The sequence below is a fragment of the Marinobacter sediminicola genome (genome assembly GCF_031157525.1).
Classification (GTDB): domain Bacteria; phylum Pseudomonadota; class Gammaproteobacteria; order Pseudomonadales; family Oleiphilaceae; genus Marinobacter; species Marinobacter sediminicola.
This window is the reverse complement of record NZ_JAVIXR010000001.1, coordinates 239025-264300: the sequence shown is the minus strand read 5'-3', so window position 1 is coordinate 264300 and position 25276 is coordinate 239025. Positions and strand designations below refer to the sequence as shown.

At 52.4% G+C, this 25276-nt stretch carries 20 protein-coding genes; 7 read left to right on the top strand and 13 right to left on the bottom strand.

All coding sequences use genetic code 11. The annotated features are described in order from the left end of the window. The 4 genes from RG807_RS01145 to RG807_RS01130 are packed head-to-tail and all read right to left on the bottom strand — an operon-like array spanning position 1 to position 3878. Positions 1-807 (bottom strand): carbohydrate ABC transporter permease, encoded by an 807-nt coding sequence (locus tag RG807_RS01145; RefSeq protein WP_200200998.1) that lies wholly within the window; start codon positions 805-807, stop codon positions 1-3. A gap of 10 nt (positions 808-817) precedes the next feature. Next, the gene (locus tag RG807_RS01140; protein WP_309043203.1) at positions 818-1684 is read right to left on the bottom strand and encodes a carbohydrate ABC transporter permease; all 867 of its coding nucleotides are present in this window, start codon (positions 1682-1684) and stop codon (positions 818-820) included. After that, a complete protein-coding gene (locus RG807_RS01135) occupies positions 1684-2784 on the bottom strand; it encodes an ABC transporter ATP-binding protein (protein WP_309043201.1) in 1101 nt (366 codons plus the stop codon). The genes RG807_RS01140 and RG807_RS01135 overlap by 1 nt, the downstream gene beginning before the upstream one ends. Then, positions 2784-3878, bottom strand: a complete 1095-nt coding sequence (locus tag RG807_RS01130) for an ABC transporter ATP-binding protein (protein WP_309043200.1) — start codon at positions 3876-3878, stop codon at positions 2784-2786. The genes RG807_RS01135 and RG807_RS01130 overlap by 1 nt, the downstream gene beginning before the upstream one ends. A 331-nt stretch (positions 3879-4209) precedes the next feature. On the opposite strand from RG807_RS01130, the gene RG807_RS01125 reads away from it, so the two are divergent. Continuing rightward, a complete protein-coding gene (locus tag RG807_RS01125; protein ID WP_309043199.1) occupies positions 4210-6111 on the top strand; it encodes a sigma-54-dependent Fis family transcriptional regulator in 1902 nt (633 codons plus the stop codon). A 42-nt stretch (positions 6112-6153) separates the two neighbouring features. On the opposite strand, the gene glpK is transcribed toward RG807_RS01125, so the two are convergent. Then, the gene (gene glpK, locus RG807_RS01120) at positions 6154-7626 is read right to left on the bottom strand and encodes a glycerol kinase GlpK (RefSeq protein WP_309043198.1); all 1473 of its coding nucleotides are present in this window, start codon (positions 7624-7626) and stop codon (positions 6154-6156) included. A gap of 210 nt (positions 7627-7836) precedes the next feature. Here glpK and RG807_RS01115 point away from each other — a divergent pair, with 210 nt between their 5' ends. Then, on the top strand, positions 7837-8595 hold the full coding sequence (locus tag RG807_RS01115) for a DeoR/GlpR family transcriptional regulator (protein WP_309043197.1): 759 nt from the start codon (positions 7837-7839) through the stop codon (positions 8593-8595). 191 nt (positions 8596-8786) lie between these two features. Next, positions 8787-10277 (top strand): glycerol-3-phosphate dehydrogenase, encoded by a 1491-nt coding sequence (gene glpD, locus RG807_RS01110; RefSeq protein ID WP_309043196.1) that lies wholly within the window; start codon positions 8787-8789, stop codon positions 10275-10277. On the opposite strand, the gene RG807_RS01105 is transcribed toward glpD, so the two are convergent. Next, on the bottom strand, positions 10272-10865 hold the full coding sequence (locus RG807_RS01105; protein WP_309043194.1) for a uracil-DNA glycosylase family protein: 594 nt from the start codon (positions 10863-10865) through the stop codon (positions 10272-10274). The genes glpD and RG807_RS01105 overlap by 6 nt on opposite strands. A gap of 117 nt (positions 10866-10982) precedes the next feature. Here RG807_RS01105 and RG807_RS01100 point away from each other — a divergent pair, with 117 nt between their 5' ends. After that, positions 10983-11726: a nitroreductase family protein gene (locus RG807_RS01100; RefSeq protein WP_309043193.1), complete on the top strand. Its 744-nt coding sequence runs from the start codon at positions 10983-10985 to the stop codon at positions 11724-11726. 28 nt (positions 11727-11754) lie between these two features. Here RG807_RS01100 and edd read toward each other — a convergent pair whose 3' ends face one another. After that, positions 11755-13575, bottom strand: coding sequence for a phosphogluconate dehydratase (gene edd / locus RG807_RS01095; RefSeq protein ID WP_309043192.1), 1821 nt, complete (start codon positions 13573-13575; stop codon positions 11755-11757). 179 nt (positions 13576-13754) lie between these two features. On the opposite strand from edd, the gene gap reads away from it, so the two are divergent. Continuing rightward, positions 13755-14759: a type I glyceraldehyde-3-phosphate dehydrogenase gene (gap, locus tag RG807_RS01090; protein ID WP_309043191.1), complete on the top strand. Its 1005-nt coding sequence runs from the start codon at positions 13755-13757 to the stop codon at positions 14757-14759. 66 nt (positions 14760-14825) lie between these two features. Beyond that, positions 14826-16274, top strand: coding sequence for a pyruvate kinase (gene pyk, locus RG807_RS01085; RefSeq protein WP_309043190.1), 1449 nt, complete (start codon positions 14826-14828; stop codon positions 16272-16274). Here the strand turns inward: pyk and eda are convergent. The 3 genes from eda to zwf are packed head-to-tail and all read right to left on the bottom strand — an operon-like array spanning position 16267 to position 19138. After that, positions 16267-16917, bottom strand: a complete 651-nt coding sequence (gene eda / locus RG807_RS01080) for a bifunctional 4-hydroxy-2-oxoglutarate aldolase/2-dehydro-3-deoxy-phosphogluconate aldolase (RefSeq protein ID WP_309043189.1) — start codon at positions 16915-16917, stop codon at positions 16267-16269. The two genes, pyk and eda, sit on opposite strands and share 8 nt — an antisense overlap. Positions 16918-16956: 39 nt before the next feature. Beyond that, positions 16957-17676, bottom strand: coding sequence for a 6-phosphogluconolactonase (gene pgl / locus RG807_RS01075; RefSeq protein WP_309043188.1), 720 nt, complete (start codon positions 17674-17676; stop codon positions 16957-16959). Beyond that, a complete protein-coding gene (gene zwf / locus RG807_RS01070) occupies positions 17663-19138 on the bottom strand; it encodes a glucose-6-phosphate dehydrogenase (RefSeq protein WP_309043187.1) in 1476 nt (491 codons plus the stop codon). The genes pgl and zwf overlap by 14 nt, the downstream gene beginning before the upstream one ends. 211 nt (positions 19139-19349) lie before the next feature. On the opposite strand from zwf, the gene hexR reads away from it, so the two are divergent. Further along, positions 19350-20228 carry a transcriptional regulator HexR gene (gene hexR / locus RG807_RS01065; protein ID WP_309043186.1) on the top strand — a complete coding sequence of 293 codons (879 nt, stop codon included), beginning with the start codon at positions 19350-19352 and terminating at the stop codon, positions 20226-20228. Positions 20229-20304: 76 nt separating this feature from the next. On the opposite strand, the gene RG807_RS01060 is transcribed toward hexR, so the two are convergent. From RG807_RS01060 to lon, 3 genes are all read right to left on the bottom strand, one after another. Continuing rightward, positions 20305-22158 (bottom strand): SurA N-terminal domain-containing protein, encoded by a 1854-nt coding sequence (locus RG807_RS01060; protein WP_309043185.1) that lies wholly within the window; start codon positions 22156-22158, stop codon positions 20305-20307. 116 nt (positions 22159-22274) lie between these two features. Continuing rightward, positions 22275-22643, bottom strand: coding sequence for an HU family DNA-binding protein (locus RG807_RS01055; RefSeq protein ID WP_494337472.1), 369 nt, complete (start codon positions 22641-22643; stop codon positions 22275-22277). A 142-nt stretch (positions 22644-22785) separates the two neighbouring features. Beyond that, on the bottom strand, positions 22786-25203 hold the full coding sequence (gene lon, locus RG807_RS01050) for an endopeptidase La (protein WP_309043184.1): 2418 nt from the start codon (positions 25201-25203) through the stop codon (positions 22786-22788). Between the last annotated feature and the right edge of the window lie 73 nt (positions 25204-25276).

The following is a 25276-nucleotide window of genomic DNA, read 5'->3' as shown; positions in this document are numbered from 1 at the left end:
TTAAACGCGCCCGAGAGCGAAGCCTTTAGCCACATGGTTACGAACGAACCAGATAACCAGCAAGCCTGGGATTATTGTTAGAACGCCGGCCGCCGCCAGCACACCCCAATCAATACCACTCGCCCCTATCGTACGAGTCATGATTGCGCCAATTGGCTGAGCATCCACAGAGGTCAGTGTTCTGGCCAGAAGCAACTCAACCCACGAGAACATGAAGGCAAAGAAGGCCGTCACGCCGATACCTGAGCGAATCATCGGTAAAAACACCTTGATGAAGAACTTGGGAAAGCTGTAGCCATCGATGTAAGCCATCTCATCGTATTCACGAGGAACGCCCTTCATGAACCCCTCAAGAATCCACACTGCCAAGGGCACGTTGAACAAACAATGCGCGAGTGCGACGGCGATGTGGGTATCGAAAAGCCCGATAGATGAATACAACTGGAAGAACGGCAGCAGGAAAACCGCCGGCGGTGCCATCCGGTTGCTGAGCAACCAGAAGAACAGATGCTTGTCCCCCAGAAACTTGTACCGACTGAAGGCGTAGGCCGCAGGCAAAGCAACCAACAAGGTAATCACCACGTTGATAGACACATACGCCATTGAGTTGAGGTAGCCGTTATACCAACTGGGGTCTGTAAAGATCACGGCATAATTATCAAACGTGAAATTCTGCGGCCACAGCGTAAGCCCCCCCAGAATTTCACGGTTGGTTTTGAACGACATGTTCAGTAGCCAGTAAACCGGCGTAAGAAGGAGCAGGATGTATATTGTGATCCCGATGTTTTTATAGCCTGTTTGCCTCATCACACTCTCCTTATTTTTCTTTATCGGCGTGAGTAATGGCTGTGAAGAACAACCAGGAGATCAGCAATACGATCAGGAAGTAGATCAGTGAGAATGCCGCTGCACGCCCAAGATCAAACTGCCCTATTGCCATGGTTGTCAGGGTCTGGCTAAGGAAGGTTGTCGAGCTTCCCGGCCCCCCGCCAGTGAGTACGAAGGGTTCGATATAGATCATGAAGCTGTCCATAAACCGCAACAGCACAGCGATGATCAATACACTCTTGAGACGCGGAAGCTGGATATAACGAAACACCGCCCATTTGGAAGCACGGTCAATTTCAGCCGCTTGATAGAACGCCTCAGGAATAGCCCTCAATCCTGAGTAGCACAATAGAGCAACCAGAGGTGTCCAGTGCCAAACGTCCATAAGAAGGACGGTCAGCCAGGCATCTACTGTATCCCCGGTGTAGTTGTAATCGATGCCGGCCTGGTTCACCGCCCAACCAAATAATCCGATATCACCCCGGGCGAATATCTGCCAGATAGTCCCTACAACGTTCCAGGGAATAAGGAGCGGAATAGCGACCAGAATGAGGCAAAGTGACCCCTTGATTCCGGACTTGGGCATCATCAAGGCGACACCTATGCCCAAAGGAATCTGGATCAACAATACCGCGCCGGAGAAGGCAAACTGTCGGATTAATGAATCCTGCAACCGTTGATCCGTCAGAACTTCTTTAAACCACTCCGTACCAACGTAGTACGCTTGGCCCGGGCCAAAAATATCCTGAACCGAATAGTTCACCACCGTCATCAGTGGTATGAGTGCAGAAAAGGCTACTAGCAGGAAAACCGGCAGGACGAGCCACCAGGCTCTGTTATCCGGGATCTTGTCCATCACTGTTGCTCCTGTACCAGGAATTCATCCACATAAAGCATTAGCCACTGCGCCGGGAACAGGAGATTTACCTGGCTACCAATGCCGGCATCAAACTCTTCACTCTGGCGCACTTTCATCTGTTGCCCGCCAAGTTCTACCGTCACAATCTTGTAGGTACCCAGATCCTCCACATCCCGCACTTCAGCGGCGTAGGTGTCATCGGACATTACCGGGGAGATTTCGATAAACTCGGGCCGAATACCAACCTTCACGTTTTCCGATGTCATGGCTCCCAGAAGGTCTAACTGCCATGGCTCCAGGCGCAGTTCGGTTGAATCAAACCGAACGCCCCCCGAACATCTCTCCACCTCTAAAATGTTCATTCCGGGGCTACCGATGAAGTAGCCGACAAACGTGTGATTGGGTGCTTCGAAGAGTTCCGTGGGTGTACCGAACTGCACCACCTGCCCGTCGTACATCACGGCAATCCTGTCAGCAAACGTTGATGCCTCAAGCTGATCGTGGGTGACGTACACCATGGTGATATCAAACTTCTCGTGAATCTGCTTGAGCTTTCTACGCAACTTCCACTTAAGCTGAGGATCGATAACCGTCAAAGGTTCATCAAACAAAATGGCGGAGACATCTTCCCTCACCAAACCACGACCCATCGAAACCTTTTGCTTTTCATCAGCCGTAAGGTTTTTCGCCTTTTTGTGCAGCTTGTCCTCAATCTCAAGCACCTCTGCAATTTCCTGCACGCGGGTTTTGATCTTTGCAGCAGGCACCTTGTTGTTCTTGAGGGGGAACGCCAGATTCTCGAATACGGTCATCGAGTCGTAGACCACGGGGAACTGGAACACCTGGGCAATATTCCTGTCTCGGGGTGACAGCTCATTCACCCGTTTGCCGTCAAACAGCACCTCCCCTTCAGAAGGCTGAACCAACCCGGAGATAATGTTCAGCATGGTGCTTTTGCCACAACCCGATGGCCCAAGCAGTGCATAGGCTCCGCCCTTGTGCCATACATGATCCAGCTGACGGATGGCGTAGTCACCGGGGCCCGATGGGTTGGCGCTGTAACTGTGCGCCAAAGATTTCAATTGAATTTCAGCCATCAGTTTGCACCTCCTGAAACCCGTGTTGGTGTGTGCACCAGCTGCTCATTACTATCGAACACAAACAGTTTGTTTACTGGTAAGTACACCTTGAGCGGCGCGCCAGTGTGGTACTGATGAACCCCCATCAACTGCAGCACCATCTCAAAATGGCTGTTTTCAACATGCATAAAGGTTTCAGAGCCACTGATCTCGCTGAGCGCAACTTCCATGGACATTTCAAGGTCATCATCATTCGCAGGCACCAGCGCAATGTGGCTGGGGCGAATCCCGAACCAATAGTCGCCAGGGGCCAGTCTTGCCAACTCTTGTGTTAGTGCGTGGTGTGAATATTCATCAAAGGTCACCTCGGTATCGCTTACACGGCCGCGAATGATGTTCATGGGGGGTTCACTGAACAACTGTGCTGCAAGGGTGTTAACGGGTGAACGATAAACATCCATAACAGGCCCGCTCTGAACAACGCCACCTTCATGTAACAGAGTTGTGGTGCCACCCAGCGCCAAAGCCTCATTGGCTTCCGTGGTTGCGTAAACTGCGATGCACTGACGCTCTCGAAACAGATCACGCAGCTCAGCACGAAGCTCTTCTCTCAACTTGTAGTCCAGATTCACCAGGGGTTCATCGAACAACACCAGCGTTGCATCTTTGACCAATGCTCGCGCCATAGCCGTTCGCTGTTGCTGGCCGCCAGAAAGTTCAAGAGGGTAACGTTTAAGCAGAGGTTCGATCTGTAGCATTGATGCCGTTTCTTTCACCCGGCGATCAATTTCTGAGCCTGACATTTTGGCAAGGCGTAGCGGTGAGGCGATATTTTCGTAAACGGTGAGCGTGGGGTAATTAATGAACTGTTGGTAGATCATCGAAATGTTCCGGCGCTGCACGCTTTGCCCGGTTACATCTTCACCCTTATAGAGCACACGCCCCTTCGTCGGCTTATCAAGCCCGGCCATCAGGCGCATCATTGAGGTTTTGCCGGCGAGTGTCCGGCCAAGCAGAACATTGAACGATCCCGCCTCAAACGTGAGGCTGGCATCCCGAACGTAATCGACACCGTCGACCGTGCGGGAGAGGTTCTCCAGCGTTAAGGACATAAGCTTTCCTTGTTATTCTTATAAAAGCGCAACCGGATACAAAACGAACACCCGGAAACTTATTGTTTGTGTTTATGAACGCAAAGCTCATACCACTTTTTTCTTTCAACCCTCTAGAACACCACCAACTTCATGATTTACCGCACTATTACATATTTACGACAGCTTCACATACGAAAGCATTGATGTTCGTTTGGAAACAATTTGTTCAAACGAAGCATTGACGTGAACAACTGTTAAACAGATTATTGAACAGTTCTCACGCATCAACTGAACACATGCTCCCCAAAGCATCTCAAAAACAAGAAAACGAACACAGGGATGTAGTCTGATGAAGAATAGCCCACAAACGGAAAGTCGAACGGACGTTTCTGAATCCTGGCAACGCTGTATAGCCTTGGGTCTTGACCACGAAGGCGAACCGATTCAGCCAGCACTCAGCACTGAACAGCTGCGAGATATAACGCGCCAATATGATGAGCTACTCGCCAGCGCAGAGGCTGAGGTGGTTCCTTATTACCAGAACGTACTTTCCAGCAGTCGGTGCCTGATTCTACTGGCGAACCACAAGGGCACTGTTCTGAAAAGCTGGGGAGACCAACGCACCACTGAATCGCGGTTGAAGCCCTGGTTCCGGGAAGGTGCCAACTGGCAGGAGCAGCTATGTGGCACCAACGCCATAGGAACAGCCATAGCAAGCCGGCGGGCGGTACAGGTACAAAGGAGCGAGCATTTCCTGAAGGTGCACAGAAGCCTCATAGCTTCAGCTGCCCCCATATTCGATTCAGAAAAAGAGCTGGCAGGTGTGTTGAGCGTGTTCAGCGATGCCTATCTGCCACAACATCACACTCTCGGTATGGTACGCCTGCTTGCTCAATCCGTTGAAAACCGGCTGCTCAATCGACAATTTGAGGCGGACTTCTTTCAAATCACCCTCAATACGACCGCCGACAACTTTGATAGCCCTTGGTCCGGAATCCTCGTGTGCAATGATTCAGGCCGGGTTGTCGCCAGCAATCGACGAGCAGATCAACTACTGGGCACTCAAACAAAGAATGTCATGCTCGATGAACTGTTCACTACCAGTCGCAGTGACGTTCTTGGCCACCCGGAACAGGCTCCGCTGCAGCTGAAAACCAAAAGTAAAGTCCGACTAAGCGCCCTCGTAAAACGACCCTCAACCATCCGAACAGCGCCTGCTGAGACGAAAGCAGATATGCAGCGCTCCACTTTCCCTGATAAACCGGCAAGCTTTTCCAACCTCGAATACGGTGATACCTCCGTACGCCGATGTGCTGAGCAAAGTTTGAAAGTTCTGGAGCGAGGCGTTCCGGTTTTGATAACCGGTGAGACAGGTGTAGGAAAAGAAGTTCTGGTGCATGCGTTGCACAAGGCTTCGCACCGAAAAGATCAGCCACTGGTTGCCGTCAACTGTGCAGCCATACCGCCAGAACTTGTGGAATCAGAGCTGTTCGGTTACGAGCCTGGAGCATTTACAGGCGCTAGAGCTAAAGGCTCCCTTGGTTTAATCCGCAATGCTCACAAAGGCATTTTGTTTCTCGATGAGATTGGCGAAATGCCGGTTTCCGCCCAATCAAGGCTACTTCGGGTATTACAGGAACGGGTGGTTACGCCGGTGGGTGCAACAGAAAATGTTGCGGTTGATATTCTATTAATCACAGCCACCAATCGCTCTCCCCTATCCCGCATCGAATCCGGGCAGTTCCGGGCGGACCTTTATTATCGGATCAACGGCCTGTCTGTGGAGCTGCCGGCCTTAAGACACCGTAAAGATATACGAAGCCTGATTCAGCATATATATCAGCAACATCGAGATCCGGGCCAAAGTGAATCTTTAGCCCCTCAGCTATTATCCGCGCTGGAAAACCACTCCTGGCCAGGCAACATTCGCCAGCTGGTAAACGTTTTGAAAGTGGCCATCGCCTTGGCAGATGGCGAGGACGTACAGATTTGGCACCTGCCTGCAGACTTTCTCGCCGAGTTCGGCGGCACAACACCGGCAGACGAAATTGCTGGTTCCGAGCACTCAGATGATTTCAAGCCTGAGCCAGCTAAGATTCCCTGCCGGCGGGAGGGCGATGAGCGTAATAGCCATGCCCATATATTGCAGGTTTATCACAGGTGCAAAGGTAACGTGTCCAGCACGGCCAGGGAGCTTTCAATCAGCCGAAACACGCTATACAAACGACTACGGGAGTTGGGGGTTCGCTAACCCCCAACTCCCGGCTATGCCTACTGATCTCAACGGGGCTGATCAGAGCTTCTGAACGGCATGAATCCATCCCTCATACAGCTCATCGCGCTTTTGTTTCGTCATGATGGGCTCAAAGCTACGGTCACACCGCCACAATTCCGAGAGCTCGTCGAGTGACTCATAAACCCCTGCTTTGAGCCCCGCCAAATACGCCACACCCAAAGCGGTTGTTTCAATAACGGATGGCCTGTCTACTCTCGCGCCCAGAATGTCTGCAAGGAACTGAAGCACCCAATTATTCGCCACCATACCGCCATCAACCCGCAGAGTGATCGGTCGCATACCGTCTTTTTCCATGGCTTTCTGCAAATCTTTGGTTTGATAACACACCGACTGCAGCCCCGCAGTTACGATTTCTTTTATGCCCGTATCTCTGGTCAAACCAAAAATCGCTCCCCGCGCGTTGGGATCCCAGTAAGGCGCACCCAACCCGGTAAATGCAGGCACAAGATACACACCGTGATCTAGCGGAGTATCCTTTGCCAATGGCTCTGTGTCGCAGGCGTTCTCAATTAACTGCAGACCATCGCGCAACCATTGAATCGCCGCGCCCGCCACAAAAATACTGCCTTCCATGGCGTAGGTAGGCTTGCCATTCAAGCGGTAGGCCACTGTTGTTAACAGCCTGTGCTCTGATTTCAAAGCCTTCTCGCCCGTGTTGAGCATGAGAAAGCAGCCAGTGCCGTAGGTGCTTTTGGCCATTCCTACATCGAAGCAGGTCTGGCCGAACAGGGCTGCTTGCTGATCACCCGCCACACCAAGCACCGACACCCCATTGAGGGCTTCACACTTAGTGATCTCACCAAAATCGTCAGCGGAATCCAGCACCTCGGGCAACAGGGATTCAGGAATGTTGAACAGCTCAAGCAGATCCGGGTCCCACTGCTGGGTGTGGATGTTGAACAGTAAGGTTCGGCTTGCGTTAGTGGCGTCAGTTTTGTGCACGCGGCCACCAGTCAGACGCCAGAGCAAAAACGTATCAACCGTTCCAAAGGCGAGCTCTCCCCGCTCTGCACGCTCACGGGCACCAGGAACATTATCAAGAATCCAGCGAATTTTGGTGGCAGAAAAATAGGGATCAATTAACAGACCGGTTTTGCTGTGAACTGCAGGTTCACGGCTCGCGCTCTTAAGGGACTTACAATAGGAAGCTGTTCGACGGTCCTGCCACACAATCGCGTTGTAAACCGGTTTACCTGTATTCCTGTCCCAAACGATGGTGGTTTCCCGCTGATTGGTGATGCCTACTGCAACAACCTCATCATCTACTCCGCACTCCTCCGCCATGACCTCATTACAAGTCTTGGTGACGGTTGACCAGATATCCTCTGGATCGTGCTCAACCCACCCGCTATCTGGAAAAAGCTGAGTAAATTCCTGCTGGCGTACGGCGTGAATGTTGCCTTTCAAATCAAACAGTATGGCTCGGGAACTGGTTGTGCCCTGATCAATGGATAGCAGGTACTGGCTCATCGCTATTTCGTCCTCGCTTTCTTATTTGTTCGTATGTTTACTTTTTTGAATATGATTGCCAAGAGATTTCGCAAACATCATCTGCTGACGAACAGATAAGTGGCTCTAAATGCTGTATAAAACGCTCAAAAAGACTAAACTTTACTCTACCTGAGTTTATAATTGCTCATTATTTCGCATAAGAACAACCACAGGGTGGAGGCTTTTTGAATGGCACAGCGGCGGCGACAGGATCAGATTATAGAACTGATCCAACAGAACGGCTTTGTAACCACCGAGCAGCTGGTAGACCAATTCAAGGTAACCCCACAAACAATCCGCCGGGATCTGAACGAACTCGCCAAAGAGAACAAGTTACGCCGACATCACGGCGGGGCCGGGATTGACTCCAGCACCATGAATACCTCCTACCATGATCGAAAGATAATGGATCTGGAAGCAAAGGAACGCATTGCCGAAGCCATGGTTGCAATGATTCCTGATAACTCTTCAATGTTCATTAATATTGGCACCACCACCGAAACCATCGCCAAAGCCCTGCTCCAGAAAAATAACTTGCAGGTTGTGACCAACAACCTGCACGTTGCCTCCATCCTTTCTGCCAAGGAGGATTTTCATGTGATCATTGCCGGCGGCGAGGTCAGAAGTCGTGATGGCGGCATTGTTGGCGAGGCAACCCGCGACTTTATCAATCAATTCAAAATGGACTTCGGCATCATCGGAATCAGCGGTATCCACAACGATGGCTCCCTGCTTGATTTTGACTACCGCGAAGTTCGCGTGGCCCAGGCTATTATCGCGAATTCCAATCAGGTATTACTCGCCGCTGACCATTCCAAGTTCGGTCGAAATGCAATGGTCAGGCTGGGCAACATATCGCAGGCAGATCATGTATTTACCGACCAAAAGCCACCTGTCGAAATCTCCCGGATTCTGAAAGAGCACAGCATCAAACTCCACATTGTTTGAGAAGCCCCCAGGCATTCAGCTACCAGCCCAACTTTAGCACGCATCTAAATCTTCGTTTATTTTCCCTATTTTCCTTTACGAAAACCAAAGTCTTTCGCATACTATTCAAATAATCTATTTGGCTTCAGAAAAGTTCGCTTTCAGCACATCAAAATGGCGTCTTTTCCCACAGCATCAGGAGATGAGTAGTAATGACTATGGGGCATGAACAGTACGATGTTGTCGTGGTTGGCGGCGGTGTCAACGGCACAGGAATAGCGATGGATGCGGCTGGCCGCAACCTCAAGGTGCTGCTCTGTGAAATGAATGACCTGGCATCTGCAACCTCCTCGAACAGCAGCAAGCTCATTCACGGCGGGCTTCGCTATCTTGAGCACTATGAGTTCCGGCTTGTGCAAAAAGCCTTGGCTGAGCGCGAGTCTCTACTCAAGAACTCGCCTCATATCATGCGGCCATTGCGCTTTCGACTTCCCCATCGCCCTCACTTGAGACCAGCCTGGATGATACGCACAGGCTTGTTCCTTTATGACCACTTGGCGAAACGTGAAATGCTCCCGGGGTCGCGCTCAATCCGCTTCGATAAGTCAGGGCCATTGAAGCCGGACATCACCAAAGGGTTTGAGTACTCCGACGGTTGGGTTGATGACGCAAGGCTGGTCATTCTCACTGCGAAAAAGGCACAGGAATCTGGTGCAACCATACTCACCCGAACCAAGTGCGTGAATGCGGTGCGTGGAGACAAGAACTGGACTGTTACCCTCCGCAATATGGTCAGCAAAGAAGAGAAAACCGTTTCAGCCAAGGTTATTGTTAACGCCTCTGGCCCCTGGGTAAGCAAGCTGTTTGGAGAAACGCTCTCCATGCCAGCCCCCAAAACGATTCGAATGGTTAAAGGCAGCCATATTGTTGTGCCCAAGATCAACCAGGATGAGGAAGCCTACATTCTCCAGAATGAAGACGAGCGCATCGTGTTTGTGATCCCCTATGAGGATCAATTCTCTCTGGTGGGCACTACTGATGTTGAGTACGAGGGCGACCCCAAGGATGCCAAAATCTCTCCGGAAGAGACAGACTACCTGCTGAAGATTGTGAATGCGCACTTTGTCAGGCAGCTGAAACCCTCAGATGTGGTGTGGTCCTACTCCGGTGTCAGGCCGCTAATGGACGGTGAAGAGGAAAACGCCCAAAAAGCCTCCCGCGACTACTCCTTTGAGATTGATCAGGCAAAAGGCAAGGCGCCTTTGATTTCAGTTTTCGGTGGCAAAATAACCACCTACAGAAAGCTGGCTGAGGTCGCAACCAACAAGCTTTGCCACTTTTTCCCCGAAGCCAGTGGCCGCTGGACGAAAACCGCAGTTTTGCCTGGCGGTGACTTTGCTACCAAGGATAGCCTTTCAGCCGAACTCAAGCAGGATTACCCTTGGTTAGCTGACGACATTATTAGCCGTTATGTGAGAACTTACGGCACAGCCTCCCGCGAACTCCTGCAGGGTTGTACCTCTGTGGAGGAGCTAGGCCAACTCTTTACCGGCAACCTGTATGAGAAAGAGGTTCAGCACCTTGTGAAACACGAGTGGGCAATGACTTCAGAGGACATCCTGTGGCGCAGAACCAAACAGGGGCTCTATGCGTCAACCAGTGATGTTGAAGCACTTGATGCCTACCTTGAGAAAAACTTATAGCAGTTTGGCTATCCGCTCTTGAAGCTCCGGAATCACCTCGGATTCATACCAGGGATTCCGGCGCAACCAGAGGTTATTGCGCGGGCTTGGATGGGGCATTGGCAGCTTTTCTGGCCAGAAATCTCGCCAGTTCCGGACGTTTTCCGTAACAGATTTCTTTGCACCGGGTAAATGCCAGGCATGGGCGTACTGCCCTATCACCAGAGTCAGCGCGATATTGGGCAAGCGCTCAAGCAATGCACTACGCCATGCTGGCGCGCATTCCGGCCTTGGCGGCAGATCACCGGATTTCCCGGTTCCAGGGTAACAGAACCCCATGGGCAAAATGGCCAGCTTTCGGTCATCGTAAAAATCTTCCCGCGTAATCCCCATCCACTGCCGCAACCGGTCACCGCTTGGATCGTTGAACGGCACGCCTGTTTCGTGAACCCGCGTTCCGGGTGCTTGCCCCACAACAAGAATTCTGGACTCCGGAGACAGCTGCACAACCGGCCGCGGCCCCAGTGGCAAGAAGTCCGCGCACAGAGTGCAGGCGCGTACCTGCTGTACCAGCTCATCAAAAGACAGGTGGGCAAGTTTATCCGTCATAGACTCCAAATCATCCCGGCGATTGCATAAGAATCAATTTCCCGTAACCATAGAGCTCAAAATCCAAGGCGGCAAGTAGCCCTGAATCGCTCGCCGCAACACCATCAGGTATTCATAATGAACGCAAAAGCAGGCCCCCTACCCCTACCAGACATTGATATTGAGGAGTTTCGCAAGGTCGTTCGTAGCCGCCGCTCTATCCGGCGCTTCACAGATGAGCCCATCCCCGATGCGGTACTCGAGGACTGTCTGGAACTGGCCACACTGGCACCAAACTCCAGCAATCTTCAGCCTTGGGAGTTTTTTGTTGTTAGAACACCTGAGTTACGAAACAAGCTTGCCGAAGCCTGCCTGGGGCAAAACGCAGCGACCACTGCGCCCATATTGATTGCAATTGTTGCGCGCCCAGACACCTGGAGGAAACACGCTCGCCTTGCGCTGGAAGAATGGCCAAAGGATGAAAAGCTGCCTGGCATTGTTGAGAAGTACTACAAAAAAATCGCACCTATTCACTACAACCAAGGGCCATTTGGTGTTTTGGGAGTGGCCAAGAAGTCCTTGGGACTGGCTGTAGGGCTGACCCGCCCTGTCCCCCGTGGCCCCTACTCAGTGAACGAAATGAAAGTATGGGCAACCAAATCCACAGCCTTGGCTGCCCAAAACCTGATGCTCGCACTTCGTGCACACGGTTACGACTCTTGCCCCATGGAAGGTTTTGATGAGTGCCGTGTACGCAAACTGCTAAAACTGCCCCGCAAAGGGCTGGTCACCATGGTGTTGGCCGCAGGCCGCCGAGCTGAGAACGGCGTCTACAACCAACAGTACAGGTTTGATCAAGACACCTTGATTCACTACCTGTGAGCTATCGGGGATCAGCCTGCCTAGACCGTTATGGCAGCTGATCTCCGAACACACTGGCACCTTCTTCCGGCGTGCTGACCGCACGCCGCATCCAGCCAAACAACTCTCGACCAAAGCCTTTTTGATATCCCGATAAGTCTGGCTTAGCGGGTTCCCGGCTTGCGAACTCCGTCTCGTCCACAAGGATGTCCAGGGTGCCCTTATCGGCATCCAGGCATATTGCGTCACCCTCTTTAACCCGGGCAAGCGCCCCACCTTCGAGTGCTTCCGGGTACACGTGAATTGCTGCAGGAACCTTGCCCGAGGCGCCAGACATTCGGCCATCCGTAACAAGGGCAACCTTGTACCCTTTATCCTGCAACACTCCGAGATACGGCGTCAGTTTGTGCAACTCAGGCATACCATTGGATCTAGGGCCCTGAAAACGCACGATCACTATGCAATCTCTATCCAGCTCGCCCGCATCAAAGGCCGCTTTCAATTCACTCTGGTCATTGAAAACCACAGCAGGCGCTTCAACTCTGTGGTGCTCTGACGCAACCGAAGACACCTTGATCACGCCACGCCCCAGGTTGCCGTGCAACACTTTGAGACCACCGTCTGGCGCAAAAGGCTCAGATGCAGTGCTTAGCACGTCTGGGCGCAGGCTTTTTCCAGTAAATGGCTGCCAGACCAACTTGCCAGATTCCAGTGCTGGCATTTGGGTATAGCGTTCCAGCCCTTGCCCTACAACCGTCTCTACGTCGTTATGCAAGAGCCCGTTATCAAGCAGCTCCCGAATCAGGAATGGTGTTCCACCGGCTTCGTGGAAGGCATTCACATCTTCTTCGCCATTAGGGTAGATACGGGTCATGGATGGCACTGCGGAGGAAAGGTCGGCGTAATCATCCCAGTCGATAATAATGCCGGCAGCGCGGGCAATCGCCACCCAATGCAGCGTATGGTTGGTGGAGCCTCCCGTTACCAGTAGCGCAACCAGTGCATTCACAATACTTTTCTCATCAACCATATCGCCCAAGCCAAGCTCTCCACCCTGGGGCTTGGATAGACGAATCACTTGCTCGGTTGCGGCACGGGTCAGCTGATCCCGCAGTGGTGTGTTCGGATGAATAAAAGCCGCCCCCGGTAAATGCAGCCCCATAACCTCAACCAGTAATTGGTTGCTGTTGGCCGTGCCATAAAAGGTGCAGGTGCCTGGACTGTGGTAAGACTTACTCTCTGCCTCGAGTAATTCCTCTTTGCCTATCTTACCCTCGGCATATAGCTGACGGATTCGCTGTTTTTCTTTATTCGGAAGGCCAGAAGGCATAGGGCCAGCTGGAACAAGGATGGTCGGCAGGTACCCAAAACTGAGTGCTCCAATCATTAGCCCGGGAACAATCTTGTCGCAAACACCCAGTAATAATGTTGCATCGAACATGTTGTGGCTCAGAGCTACCGCCGTGCTCATGGCGATAGTGTCCCTGGAGAACAGGCTGAGTTCCATACCGGGCTGGCCCTGAGTAACACCATCACACATGGCAGGTGTACCACCCGCAAACTGGGCCACCGACCCCATGCCGTGGGCCGCCTCACGAATAACATCAGGAAAGCCCGCGTATGGTTGATGCGCTGAAAGCATGTCGTTATAGGCGGAAACCACGGCCACATTGGCTTTATTCATTAGCTTCAACGTGTCTTTATCGCTTTGGCCGCAAGCAGCAAAGCCATGGGCAAGATTACTGCAGGAGAGCGCGCCCCGATGCGGCGATTGTGCTTTAAGCTCATTCATCCGGCCAAGGTAATCCTCTCGAGAGGCGCGGCTGCGGTCGATAATTCGCTGGGTAACTTTTTGAACCGTCGGATGCATTTTGAAGCTCCAATATCTGCCAGTTATGCAATTACACTTAATAGTACGTAATTTTACCTTCTTTTTCCGCCAATCATCACTATGACGTTCATAACCGAACATTATTTTGTTATATTTACTACATTAACAACAAAGTTCGAGCAAGAATCGAACAAAACATCTAGATCAGGATCCAGAATATGACAATTCGTATCGCAATTAATGGCTTTGGACGGATTGGCCGCAACATCCTCCGCGCACTTTATGATAATGACTACCGCAACCGACTCCATGTGGTTGCAATCAACGACCTTGGCGACGCAGAAACCAATGCCCACCTCCTCAAGTATGACAGTGTTCACGGGCGTTTTAATGCAGAAGTCAGCCACGATGCCGAATCTATCAGCGTAAATGGCGACCGGATTGCTATCACCGCCATTCGCAACCCGGAAGATCTGCCCTGGGGCGAACTGAATGTTGACCTTGTTTTGGAGTGCACCGGATTATTCACCAAGCGTGATGAGGCAGAAGCCCACATCAAAGCCGGCGCCCGCAAGGTTATTATCTCGGCTCCAAGCCCGGACGCCGATGCCATGATTGTTTATGGTGTAAACCACAATACACTCACGGCACAGCACACTATTATTTCCAGTGCATCCTGCACCACCAACTGCCTGGCACCGGTTGCCGATGCGCTACATAAAGCGATAGGTATCGAAAGCGGGCTAATGACAACCATACATTCTTATACGAACGATCAGAATTTAAGCGATGTGTACCATACTGATCTCTACCGCGCCCGCTCCGCAACCCAGTCGATGATCCCGACCAAAACCGGCGCCGCAGCAGCCATCGGGAAAATCATTCCCGAGTTGGATGGAAAGCTTGACGGCCTGGCAGTGCGAGTACCAACAATCAACGTGTCGCTGGTCGATTTCGGGTTTATCGCAAGCCGGGAAACCTCCATTGTAGAAGTAAATGCTGCGGTAAAAGCCGCTGCTGATTCCAATCCAGTACTAGGCTACAACATCGAGAAACTGGTCAGCATCGATTTCAACCATAATGCTCTATCCAGCATTTTCGACGCTAACCACACTCGCGTGCTTGGCTGTCATGTAAAAGTCATGGCTTGGTACGATAATGAGTGGGGATTCTCAAACCGGATGCTGGACAACGCTCTCGCACTGATGGAGGCCAGCCGATAAAGGCGGCCACTCCGGAGCCAGAGTCACTTGTACAACATTAACCCGAACAACCAAGGGACACTATATATGCTCAGGCGTACCAAGATTGTCGCCACCTTAGGCCCCGCCACCGACTCTCCGGAATCCCTGGCTGCCATCATCCGTGCCGGAGTCGATGTTACCCGGCTCAACTTTTCCCATGGCAGCGCAGATGAGCACATGGAGCGAGCCCGTCGAGTGCGGGACGCAGCCGCATCACAGGGCCGGTTTGTAGCCCTGCTAGCAGACCTGCAAGGCCCAAAGCTCCGCATTGCCCGATTCACAGAAAACAAAGTCATTCTGAAGGCAGGTCAAACGTTTGTTCTGGATGCCTCGATGGACAAAGAGGCCGGCACCGAAGAGCGTGTTGGTATCGACTATGAGCAACTTATTAACGATGTAAAGCCGGGCGATATTCTTGTTCTCGACGACGGCCGCATCGAAATGGAAGTGCAATCTGTAGAAGACCACTGCATAACCTCGACAGTACTGATTGGCGGCCCGCTCTCCAACAACAAGGGCCTTAACAAGCGTGGTGGCGGGTTGTCTGCCGATGCGCTGACCGAGAAAGACAAACAAGACATAGTGACCGCAGCGCGCCTTGGTGCAGACTACGTGGCAGTGTCATTCGTACGAACGGCAGAAGACATGCACACCGCTCGCAAGCTCCTTAAAGAGGCAGGCTCTAATGCCGGGCTCGTTGCCAAAATCGAACGCGCTGAACTGGCCCATGATGTTGCAGCTCTGGATGCAGTTATTGAGGCCTCTGATGTGGTTATGGTCGCCAGAGGCGATCTTGCGGTTGAGATAGGTGATGCGGAACTTGTGGGCGTTCAGAAGCTCATCATTGCCCGAGCCCGGGTTCTTGACCGCGCAGTTATAACAGCAACTCAGATGATGGAATCCATGATCACCAGCCCCATGCCGACTCGCGCGGAAGTGTCTGATGTAGCGAACGCTGTTATGGATTACACAGACGCGGTTATGCTATCTGCCGAAACAGCAGTAGGTGACTACCCGGTAGAGGCTGTAGAAGCAATGGTGCGCATCTGTATAGGTGCAGAAAAACACCCGACAATGCACCAATCGAATCATCGGATTCACGAAAGCATGGAGTTTGTTGACGAGGCCATTGCCTTATCGGCCATGTATGCAGCAAACCACTTGAACGGCGTTACTGCCATTATTTGCATGACAGAAACGGGCGCAACTCCGCGCTTAATGTCTCGTATAAAGTCCAGCCTGCCGATTTTTGCCTATTCACGGCATCATTCAACGCAGCATCGGGTGGCTATGTACCGGGGAGTGCAAACCGTTCCGTTTGATTCTGCGAAAATCCCGAACGAGCGCACGAATGCACAGGCTGTGTCTGAGCTGGTTACCCTGGGCGTAGTCAATGAGGGTGATCTGGTTGTCATCACCAAGGGCGACTATGTGAACGCCCAAGGTGGAACCAACACCATGAAGATTGTGCGGGTTGGCGCCGATATCAGCTAAGAGCAGCCAGACTGGCCTCTGCGATCTCGGTAATCCTGGGCCAGTCTCGCTCTGATACAACGTCGTCCGGGGTTAACCAGCTGCCGCCCACCGTAAGCACATTGCCCAAAGCCAGGTAATCCCTGGCCGTTTCCCGGCGAACACCGCCCGTTGGGCAGAAAACCGCATCGGGGAACGGGCCTTCAAAAGCCTTCAAGGCAGGAGGCCCACCCGCCACTTCTGCGGGAAAAAACTTGAACTCCCGGTAGCCCAAACCGTACCCAAGCAGCAACTCGGAAGCCGTAGAAATGCCCGGCAAAAGAGGTGCTTCAGAGGTTAAAGCAAAATCCAGAAGCGCTTTTGTAACGCCAGGGGTAACGATGAACTGAGCGCCTGCTGTTTCCGCTTGCCGGTACTGATCAACACAGGTGACGGTGCCAGCGCCAACCCAAGCCTCTGGCAGGGCTTCCCGCACTTGCTTTATCGCCCCAATCCCATGCTCCGTGCGCAAAGTTATTTCCATCACCCGGATACCACCCTCAAAAAGCGCCTGGCAAAGCGGTACCGCATCATCAGGATGCTTGATGGTGATAACAGGCATAAGCTGAGACGCCGCCAAAACAGATCTGATGCGGTCGCGGTGAAATTCGGACACATAACTCATGATTCTCTCCACACGGGCTTAAGATGAGCCAAAGAGGGCTCAGGGGCTCCAGAAGATCTGGAGGCCCGGTTTCAGGAATCCCCGAACCGGCATTGTAAATATACCGCCGGGCTCACTTAGGGCTTTCTTAAGAGTAGCCAACTTATCCTCGCCCTTGAGATGCAGTGCGATAAAGCGGGCTCTATGCATAAAGGCATAGGTAAGCGTAATGCGCGGGTGCGCCTGAGATGGCGGCGTCATTGCAGCTAAGGTTTCCCGGATTTCCAGGTTCATGGCATGGGCCAACTCCGGGGCATCCGGGAACAGGGATGCGGTATGGCCGTCATTACCCATTCCAAGAATCAGAACATCCAACGGGCGCGTCAGCGTAACAAGCTCGGCATTAGCCGCGGCCAAGCCGTCTTCTGGTGTTTCACCCTTCTGCTTCAGAGAAAAAAACCTGGCAGCTGCTGCGTTATTCTGCAACAGGTTTGCTTTGACCAGCCGAGTGTTGCTGGCGTCATCGGCCTCCTCAACCCAGCGCTCATCTACCAGTATTATATCCACCCTGCCCCAATCCAGCGCCTTGTGCGACAAGGCCTGAAAAAATGGCAAGGGAGTGGAGCCGCCAGAAACCGCCAAGCTGGCACGCGGGGCACTTTCAAGACGCATTCGCAGGAACTCAGCAACTGTGCCAGCGAGTTGATGTGCAACCAGTTGAGGCGTCTCTCCAAAACGCGCCTCTATACCTTGGGGAAAATCCAGCTCAGGCATCTTCATACCAACTCCTTCCATCCCGCGTGATCATTGCGATGGAGGCCACTGGTCCCCAGGTTCCCGAAGCGTATCGCTTCGGCGGGTCACCACCATCACTCCAGTTTTGAATAATCTGATCAACCCAGCGCCAAGCATGCTCTACTTCATCCCGCCGAACAAACAGGTACTGGTTGCCTTTCATGACCTCCCAAAGAAGACGCTCATATGCATCGGGAATGCGCTCTGCTTCAAAGGTTTCCGAAAACGTCAATTCCAGCGGCCCCTGTCGAAGGCGCATGCCTTTGTGCAAGCCTTGATCCTTGGTGAGTATTTTAAGCGACATTCCTTCATCCGGCTGCAGCCGGATAATCAGCTTATTGTTTGCCAGATGTTTTTGGTCCGGATCAAAAATATAATGGGGGGCTGGTTTGAAATGAATAATAATTTGTGACAGCTTTTCCGGTAGACGCTTCCCGGTACGTATATAGAACGGCACGCCCGACCAGCGCCAATTGTCGATTTCCACCTTCAGTGCAACAAAGGTTTCTGTCTCACTCCTCTTATTCGCACCTTCCTCCTCCAGATAACCCGGAACCGGAGTTCCGGTGCTGGCGCCGGCTGCGTATTGCCCCCGCACCACGCAGGTATCCATCATGTCCGGCGTGATAGAGCGAAGCGCCTTGAGCACTTTTACTTTTTCATCACGGATACTGTCGGCAGACAAGTCCGAAGGTGGGTCCATGGCGATCAGACACAACAGCTGCAACATGTGATTCTGGATCATGTCGCGAATTTGCCCTGCCTTGTCAAAGTAGCCCCACCGTCCCTCAATTCCAACACTCTCAGCAACCGTAATCTCAACGTGGGAGATATGATTCTGGTCCCATTGGGAAGCAAACAGGTTATTGGCAAAACGCAAGGCAATCAGGTTCTGGACGGTTTCCTTTCCCAAATAGTGATCAATCCGGAATAGCTGGCTCTCGCTATACACCTCACCAAGTTCATCGTTGATCACGCGGGAGGAGTCAAGATCATGGCCAATCGGCTTCTCAACCACCACGCGGGTGTTTTCGGTACAGCAACTGGCAGAACTGAGATTTCGGGCAATGACGCCGTACATGGAGGGAGGGCTCGCCAAGTATACGATGAGTTGATTCTCATATTCGGTGCGCCAGCTGTTAAGCACACCGAATCCCTTCTCATCATGAAAATCCAATATCTGGTATTCAACCCTCTGCAGAAAAGCTTCGGCTACCGCGGGCTCAAACTCGTCGGGCTTCACGTGCTTCTCAAGCCTCTCCATCAACTGCTTACGAACCGCTGCCGTATCAAGCTCCCTGCGGGCAATCGCCAGTATTCTGCTGCCATCGGCCAGGAGCCCGGCTCTTTCAAGCTGGTAAAACGCTGGGAACAACTTCCGCTGAGCCAAATCACCCAGAGCTCCAAACAGCATTATGTCGCATCGGGTCGTCATTCTGTGGGCCATTAAGCACTTTTCTCCGGTGGGTCAGGCGTTAACAATGCATCTTGCACGTTTCTAAATGTAGTAGTTTTATCTAAATAATGGCACCAACTCCGGATTAATCCAAGGGCTCCATCAGGCTGATGATACGTTTACTACCCCAAATACGCTAAAATCCCGGTATAATCACCCAGTATTCAAAATGATTTCATCCGAAATTCAGGGAGCAGCTTTGATGGCCGCAAACCATGCGCATCGTGACGACAACCTTCTGGAGGACATACAGTCCAGACTTGATACTCTGAATAAATCAGAGCGCAAAGTGGCAGAAGCAATCCTGCGCGACCCCAGTGCAGCAACACGCTACAGCATTGCAGCTTTAGCTCGGGCCTCCAACGTAAGCGAGCCCACCGTTAACCGGTTTTGCCGGGGCTTCTCTGCAACAGGCTTCCCAGACTTCAAAATACGGCTCGCACAAAGCATTGCCACAGGAACCCCTTATATAGGCCAGAACATTGAGCCTGATGACACCGTTGCAGAGTTTGCCGACAAAATCATGCTGAGCACCATGGCCAATCTGGAAAAGGCCCGGCAGGCGCTGGACCCCCGCGCACTGGCAACGGCGATCGATTATCTGATCCAGGCTAAGCAGATCAACTTTTTCGGCATGGGGGGTTCCGCGTCCGTGGCGCTGGACGCGCAGCACAAGTTTTTCCGATTTAATATCCCGGTGATGTCTTATGACGATGCACTGATGCAACGAATGGTCGCTGCCGGCGCCAGTGTCGGGGATGTTATCGTTATGATTTCCTACACCGGGCGTACCAAAGAAACCGTGGATATTGCTCGCATCGCCCGAGACAACGGCGCTGCCGTTATTGGCATTACAACACCCAACTCTCCCCTGGCGGAGGTTTGCACCACCACGCTGGAAATCACTGCTCCGGAAGACATTGAGGTGTATATGCCCATGTCATCCAGAATCATTCACCTTACGGTTATCGATATCCTCGCCACCGGCGTAACGCTAAAACGCGGCGCAGACTTCCTCGGCCATCTAAAGAAAATCAAAGACAGCCTTATGCCAACGCGACTTCCGTCAACCCCGGACTAAGCGCCTCTACCAAAATTCAGGCAACAAAAAACCCGGACAATTCCTTGCCCGGGTTTCTTAGTGTGCTTACCTCTACCTACGGCCGGGATACTTCAGCGGTGCTCCTCAGGAACTGCTGGTAAGCGGCGTATTCACGCTGGCCTTCCAGTGAAGCCAGGAACGTACGCAGCTGATCCAGATCAGCACTGTTGTCATCTGAGCTACCTTCATGGACCGCATCCAGCGCGACCACAACAACGCCGCCCTGAGTCGTTGCAGAGCCGTAACTTGGCGCATCCTCAGCAGGCCGGGCCAAGGAAAACGCGGCCTGTACAACCTGTGGATCGACACCCACAGCATTACGTGCCTGCTCCTCGAACTGCTGCCAATCGCCAGCATCAAACGCATCGAGCGCCTTGCCTTCCTCAAGTCCGGCAATGATGGAATCTGCACGCTCATTCAAAAGCTTCCGCGTTTGGCGAGCCTCAAGCGTTCGGCGTATATCGTCTCGTACGTCGTCCAGAGCGAGCTTCTGAGCTTCACGATGCTCCCTCACGCGGGCTACAACGGAAACATTGTCACCCACATCGATCAGCTCAGTGTTATAGCCACCCTCAAGAACATCCTCCGAGAACAACTGGCGAACGAGCCCTGCATGGTCAAACGGCGCCTGCCCACCATTTTTGGTGACTCCAGTAGCCTCACGAATCTCTAACCCCAGCTCCTTCGCAGGGCCGGCAAGATCATCTGCCGCATAGGCTGAATCCGCCAGTTCTGCACGCACCTCTGCATATTTTTCCTGCGCACGCTCAAGGGCAAGTTCGCTGCGAAGCTGCTGCTCCAACTCTGCCAATGATGGAACTTCTGACCGACGAACATCATCCAGGCGGATCAAATGCACACCAAAAGTGGTTTTCACTGGATCGGATACAGCGCCTTTTTCAAGGGAAAACAAGGCTTCTTCGAAGGCTTCATCATAAACGCCGCGGCCCGCATAGCCCAGATCACCACCTTCTTTCGCAGAAACGGTGTCTACAGAGAATTCTTTCGCCAGCTCCTCAAAGCGCTCACCAGCGCTCAGGCGCTCTTTGATCGATGCGAGAGTCTGCTCGGCATCAGCACCATCCTCAATCAGAATATGGGAGGCACGACGCTCCTCACGGGCCAGGTCGCCGGACCTCTGCTCGTAGTACGCCTCCAGCTCTTTCTGGCTAATCTCAACCTTTTCGGCCATGGAGCCTAGGGACAAGGTTATATATGCAGCATCCACCTGTTCCGGCTGCTGGAATGCGGCACTGTTGCCCTCATAGAAGGATTCGATGTCTGCATCTGTAATCTCGATATCACCAGAAACGGCAGTTGCAGGAATCTGAAGAATACGGAAACTCCGGGTCTGGTTCTGAATCCGCAACAGTTGCGCGGCATTCTCGTTGGCGACCAAGCCACTTTGCATAATACCCGCACGAATCTGGTTGACCACATACTGCTTGCGCATGGCTTCACGGAACTCGCCAACACCCATGCCCAGATTGCGCACAGAAGCCACAAAACGATCACGGTTGAATTGCCCTTCTACCTGAAACTGGGGCATTTGGGTAATCAAGGCATCAATGTCAGCATCGCTGAGCGCAAGACCCTGAGCGTCGGCATCCTGGATAAGAACCTGTTCCTGAATCAGCGAATCAAGCACGTCTTTACGAATCTGATCTTCATTCAGCAAGGCAGGGTCAGGACGCTCCATAGCGGCCAGGCGACGCTGGCTTTCCATCTGAACCACCCGCAGGAAGTCCCGCTCCGTTATGTCCTCACCGTTAACTGTCGCAACTTCCGGCTCGCCGGAGAAGCCGCCAACAATGGCATCCATCCCCCAGACGGAGAGAGACACGACCAACAGACCGATAATGATCTTGGCAATCGTTCCTTGGGAATTTTCCCGCATATCTTGAAGCATATTTATCCCGAATCCCTATGCCGATAATCTCAACGTAAAAAGGCGCACCCTGTTGGAATGCGCCTTCAATTCTTCTTGGTGGCTCCCTTTGACAGGCGCCACCGGAGAAAGAACCGTTACTTAACGGCGTCTTTCAGGGCCTTACCTGCTTTAAACCCAGGCACTTTGGAAGCCGCGATCTTGATCTCGGCACCCGTTTGCGGGTTTCGACCAGTGCGTGCTGCACGGTCTTTAACAGAGAATGTACCAAAACCGATCAGAGTTACCTGGTCGCCGCTTTTCAGAGCACCGGTAATGGAATTGGTCATTGCATCCAGAGCACGGCCAGCGGCGGCTTTGGAAATATCTGCTGATTCTGCAATTGCATCAATAAGTTCGGACTTGTTCACACTAAACCCCTTCGCTTTCAGGTTGAAGATGTTCTCGGTTGGATTGTTTTTTCTTGGACGTTCTCGACTATCGCACAAGCGGTCGGAGAATTCCATTCTTCGGTTTTCTTATTCCTTTCGGCATTCAACCGGTGTTTGGAATAGGTACACACTGCGCGGGAGCCCTTGGTATTGGCTGCTTCACGGCGAAACAGTTATACCAATGGGTTCTCCGGCGTGTCAACAACTCATCTCGGGTTTAATGTGTATTTATGCGCTCTGCACTGTCACTTTCGTCATCACGGGGCTTACCAGAACCCTTTTCAGACGATGAACCGGCGGTATGCGGCTCGGGCGCATAAGCCAGCGCAATGTCCAACACTTCATCAATCCATTTAACCGGAATTATCTCCAGAGATTCTTTTATATTGTCTGGTATCTCCTTGAGATCTCTAACGTTTTCATCAGGAATCACAATAGTCTTGATGCCGCCGCGATGCGCTGCAAGTAACTTTTCCTTCAGGCCGCCAATAGGCAAAACCCGACCACGAAGAGTAATCTCACCGGTCATTGCGACGTCTGCACGGACCGGAATTTTCGTTAAGGCAGAAACCAGCGCTGTGCACATCCCAATACCGGCGCTAGGTCCATCTTTAGGCGTTGCACCTTCCGGTACGTGCACATGCAAATCGTGTTTTTCATGAAAATCGTCTGCAATACCAAGACCCGCTGCACGACTTCTGACAACCGTAAGCGCCGTCTGGATAGATTCCTGCATCACATCCCCAAGTGACCCGGTTTTAACAACCCTGCCCTTACCTGGCGTAAGAGCGCACTCAAGTGTGAGTAGCTCACCACCCACCTGGGTCCATGCAAGGCCAGTCACCTGCCCGATCTGATTGGTTTCTTCCGCCAGCCCGTAATTGAACTTCCGTACACCGGAATAGTTCTCAAGCATGCCAGGCTCGATCGTGATAACAGCTTTGTCGTTGGCTTCCACATGCTCACGAACAACCTTGCGGCAAATCTTGGCGATTTCCCGCTCAAGCCCACGGACACCGGCTTCCCGCGTGTAATAGCGAACTATATCTCGCAAGGTATCTTCACGCAGTGTGAGCTCATCCTTGCGCAAACCGTTGGCTTTGATCTGCTTTGGCAACAGGTAGCGCAGTGCAATATTGACCTTCTCATCTTCGGTGTAGCCCGGGATCCGGATAACTTCCATGCGATCCAGCAACGCAGAGGGAATGTTCATGGAGTTTGAGGTGCACACAAACATGACATCGGAAAGGTCGTAGTCCACTTCCAGGTAGTGATCGTTGAACGTGTGGTTCTGCTCAGGGTCCAGAACTTCCAGCAGGGCAGAGGCCGGGTCACCGCGGTGATCCATGCCCATTTTGTCGATCTCATCGAACAAGAACAGCGGGTTTTTAACACCGACTTTAGCCAATTTTTGCAGCAACTTGCCTGGCAGGGCCCCAATATAGGTTTTGCGGTGGCCACGAATCTCGGCCTCATCCCGCACACCGCCAAGCGCCATGCGCGTGTATTTGCGGTTGGTTGCCCTGGCAATGGATTGCCCGAGGGAGGTCTTACCCACACCAGGAGGGCCCACTAAACACAGCACAGGCCCCTTTACTTTTTTCACACGGCTCTGCACTGCAAGGTATTCAAGAATGCGCTTCTTGACCTCATCAAGGCCATAGTGATCCTGATCAAGAATTTCCCGTGCTTTTTCAATGTCGTGACGCACTCGGCTGCGCTTTTTCCAGGGCACTGCCAGCATCCAGTCGATATAACCACGGACAACCGTAGCCTCGGCAGACATGGGCGACATCATTTTCAACTTATTCAGTTCCGACTCTGTCTTTTTACGAGCCTCTTCTGGCAGCGCTGCCTCTTCAAGCTTCTGCTCAAGCTCTTCAAAATCGTTATTACCCTCTCCGAGGTTACCCATTTCTTTCTGGATAGCCTTCATCTGCTCATTGAGGTAATACTCGCGCTGACTGCGCTCCATTTGCTTTTTAACGCGGCCACGGATGCGCTTTTCAACCTCAATAAGGTCGATCTCGCCATCAAGTTTTCCAAGCAGAAGCTCCACACGGAGACGGATATCGAGTGCTTCGAGCAGTTCCTGCTTTTCCGGGATTCGCATTTCCAGATGGGCAGCCATGGTGTCAGCAAGGCGTTCCAGCTCTTCAATACCCGTCAAGGCGCTGGAGACTTCAGAAGGCACTTTTCTGGACAGCTTTACGTACTTTTCAAACTCTTCTGTAAGGGTCTTCATAAGCACGTCTTCTTCGCGCTCAGGAAGGCCCTCTTCGTCAAGCAGAGTGGCACCACCGGACAGATATTCGGCTTCTGATACGTTACTGATCGCGGCCCGGGCATTGCCCTCAACCAATACCTTCACGGTGCCATCTGGAAGGCGCAGCATTTGCAGTACCGTCGCCAAGGTGCCCATCTCAAAGACGTCATCGGGGCCAGGCTCATCGGTGGAAGCATCCCGCTGGGCCACCAGGAGGATTTCCTTGCTCCCTTCCATTGCGGCTTCTAGCGCCTGGATGGATTTCTCGCGGCCCACAAACAGGGGGACCACCATGTGCGGAAACACCACTACGTCCCGAAGAGGGAGAAGCGGGTATTCTTGCACGATATCTTGGGGTATCCGGGTCATAAGGAATCCTCTGACTGTGTTTCATTCAGCATACCACCCTTCATTGGGGCGACCTCTGAAATTGCAATCTTTT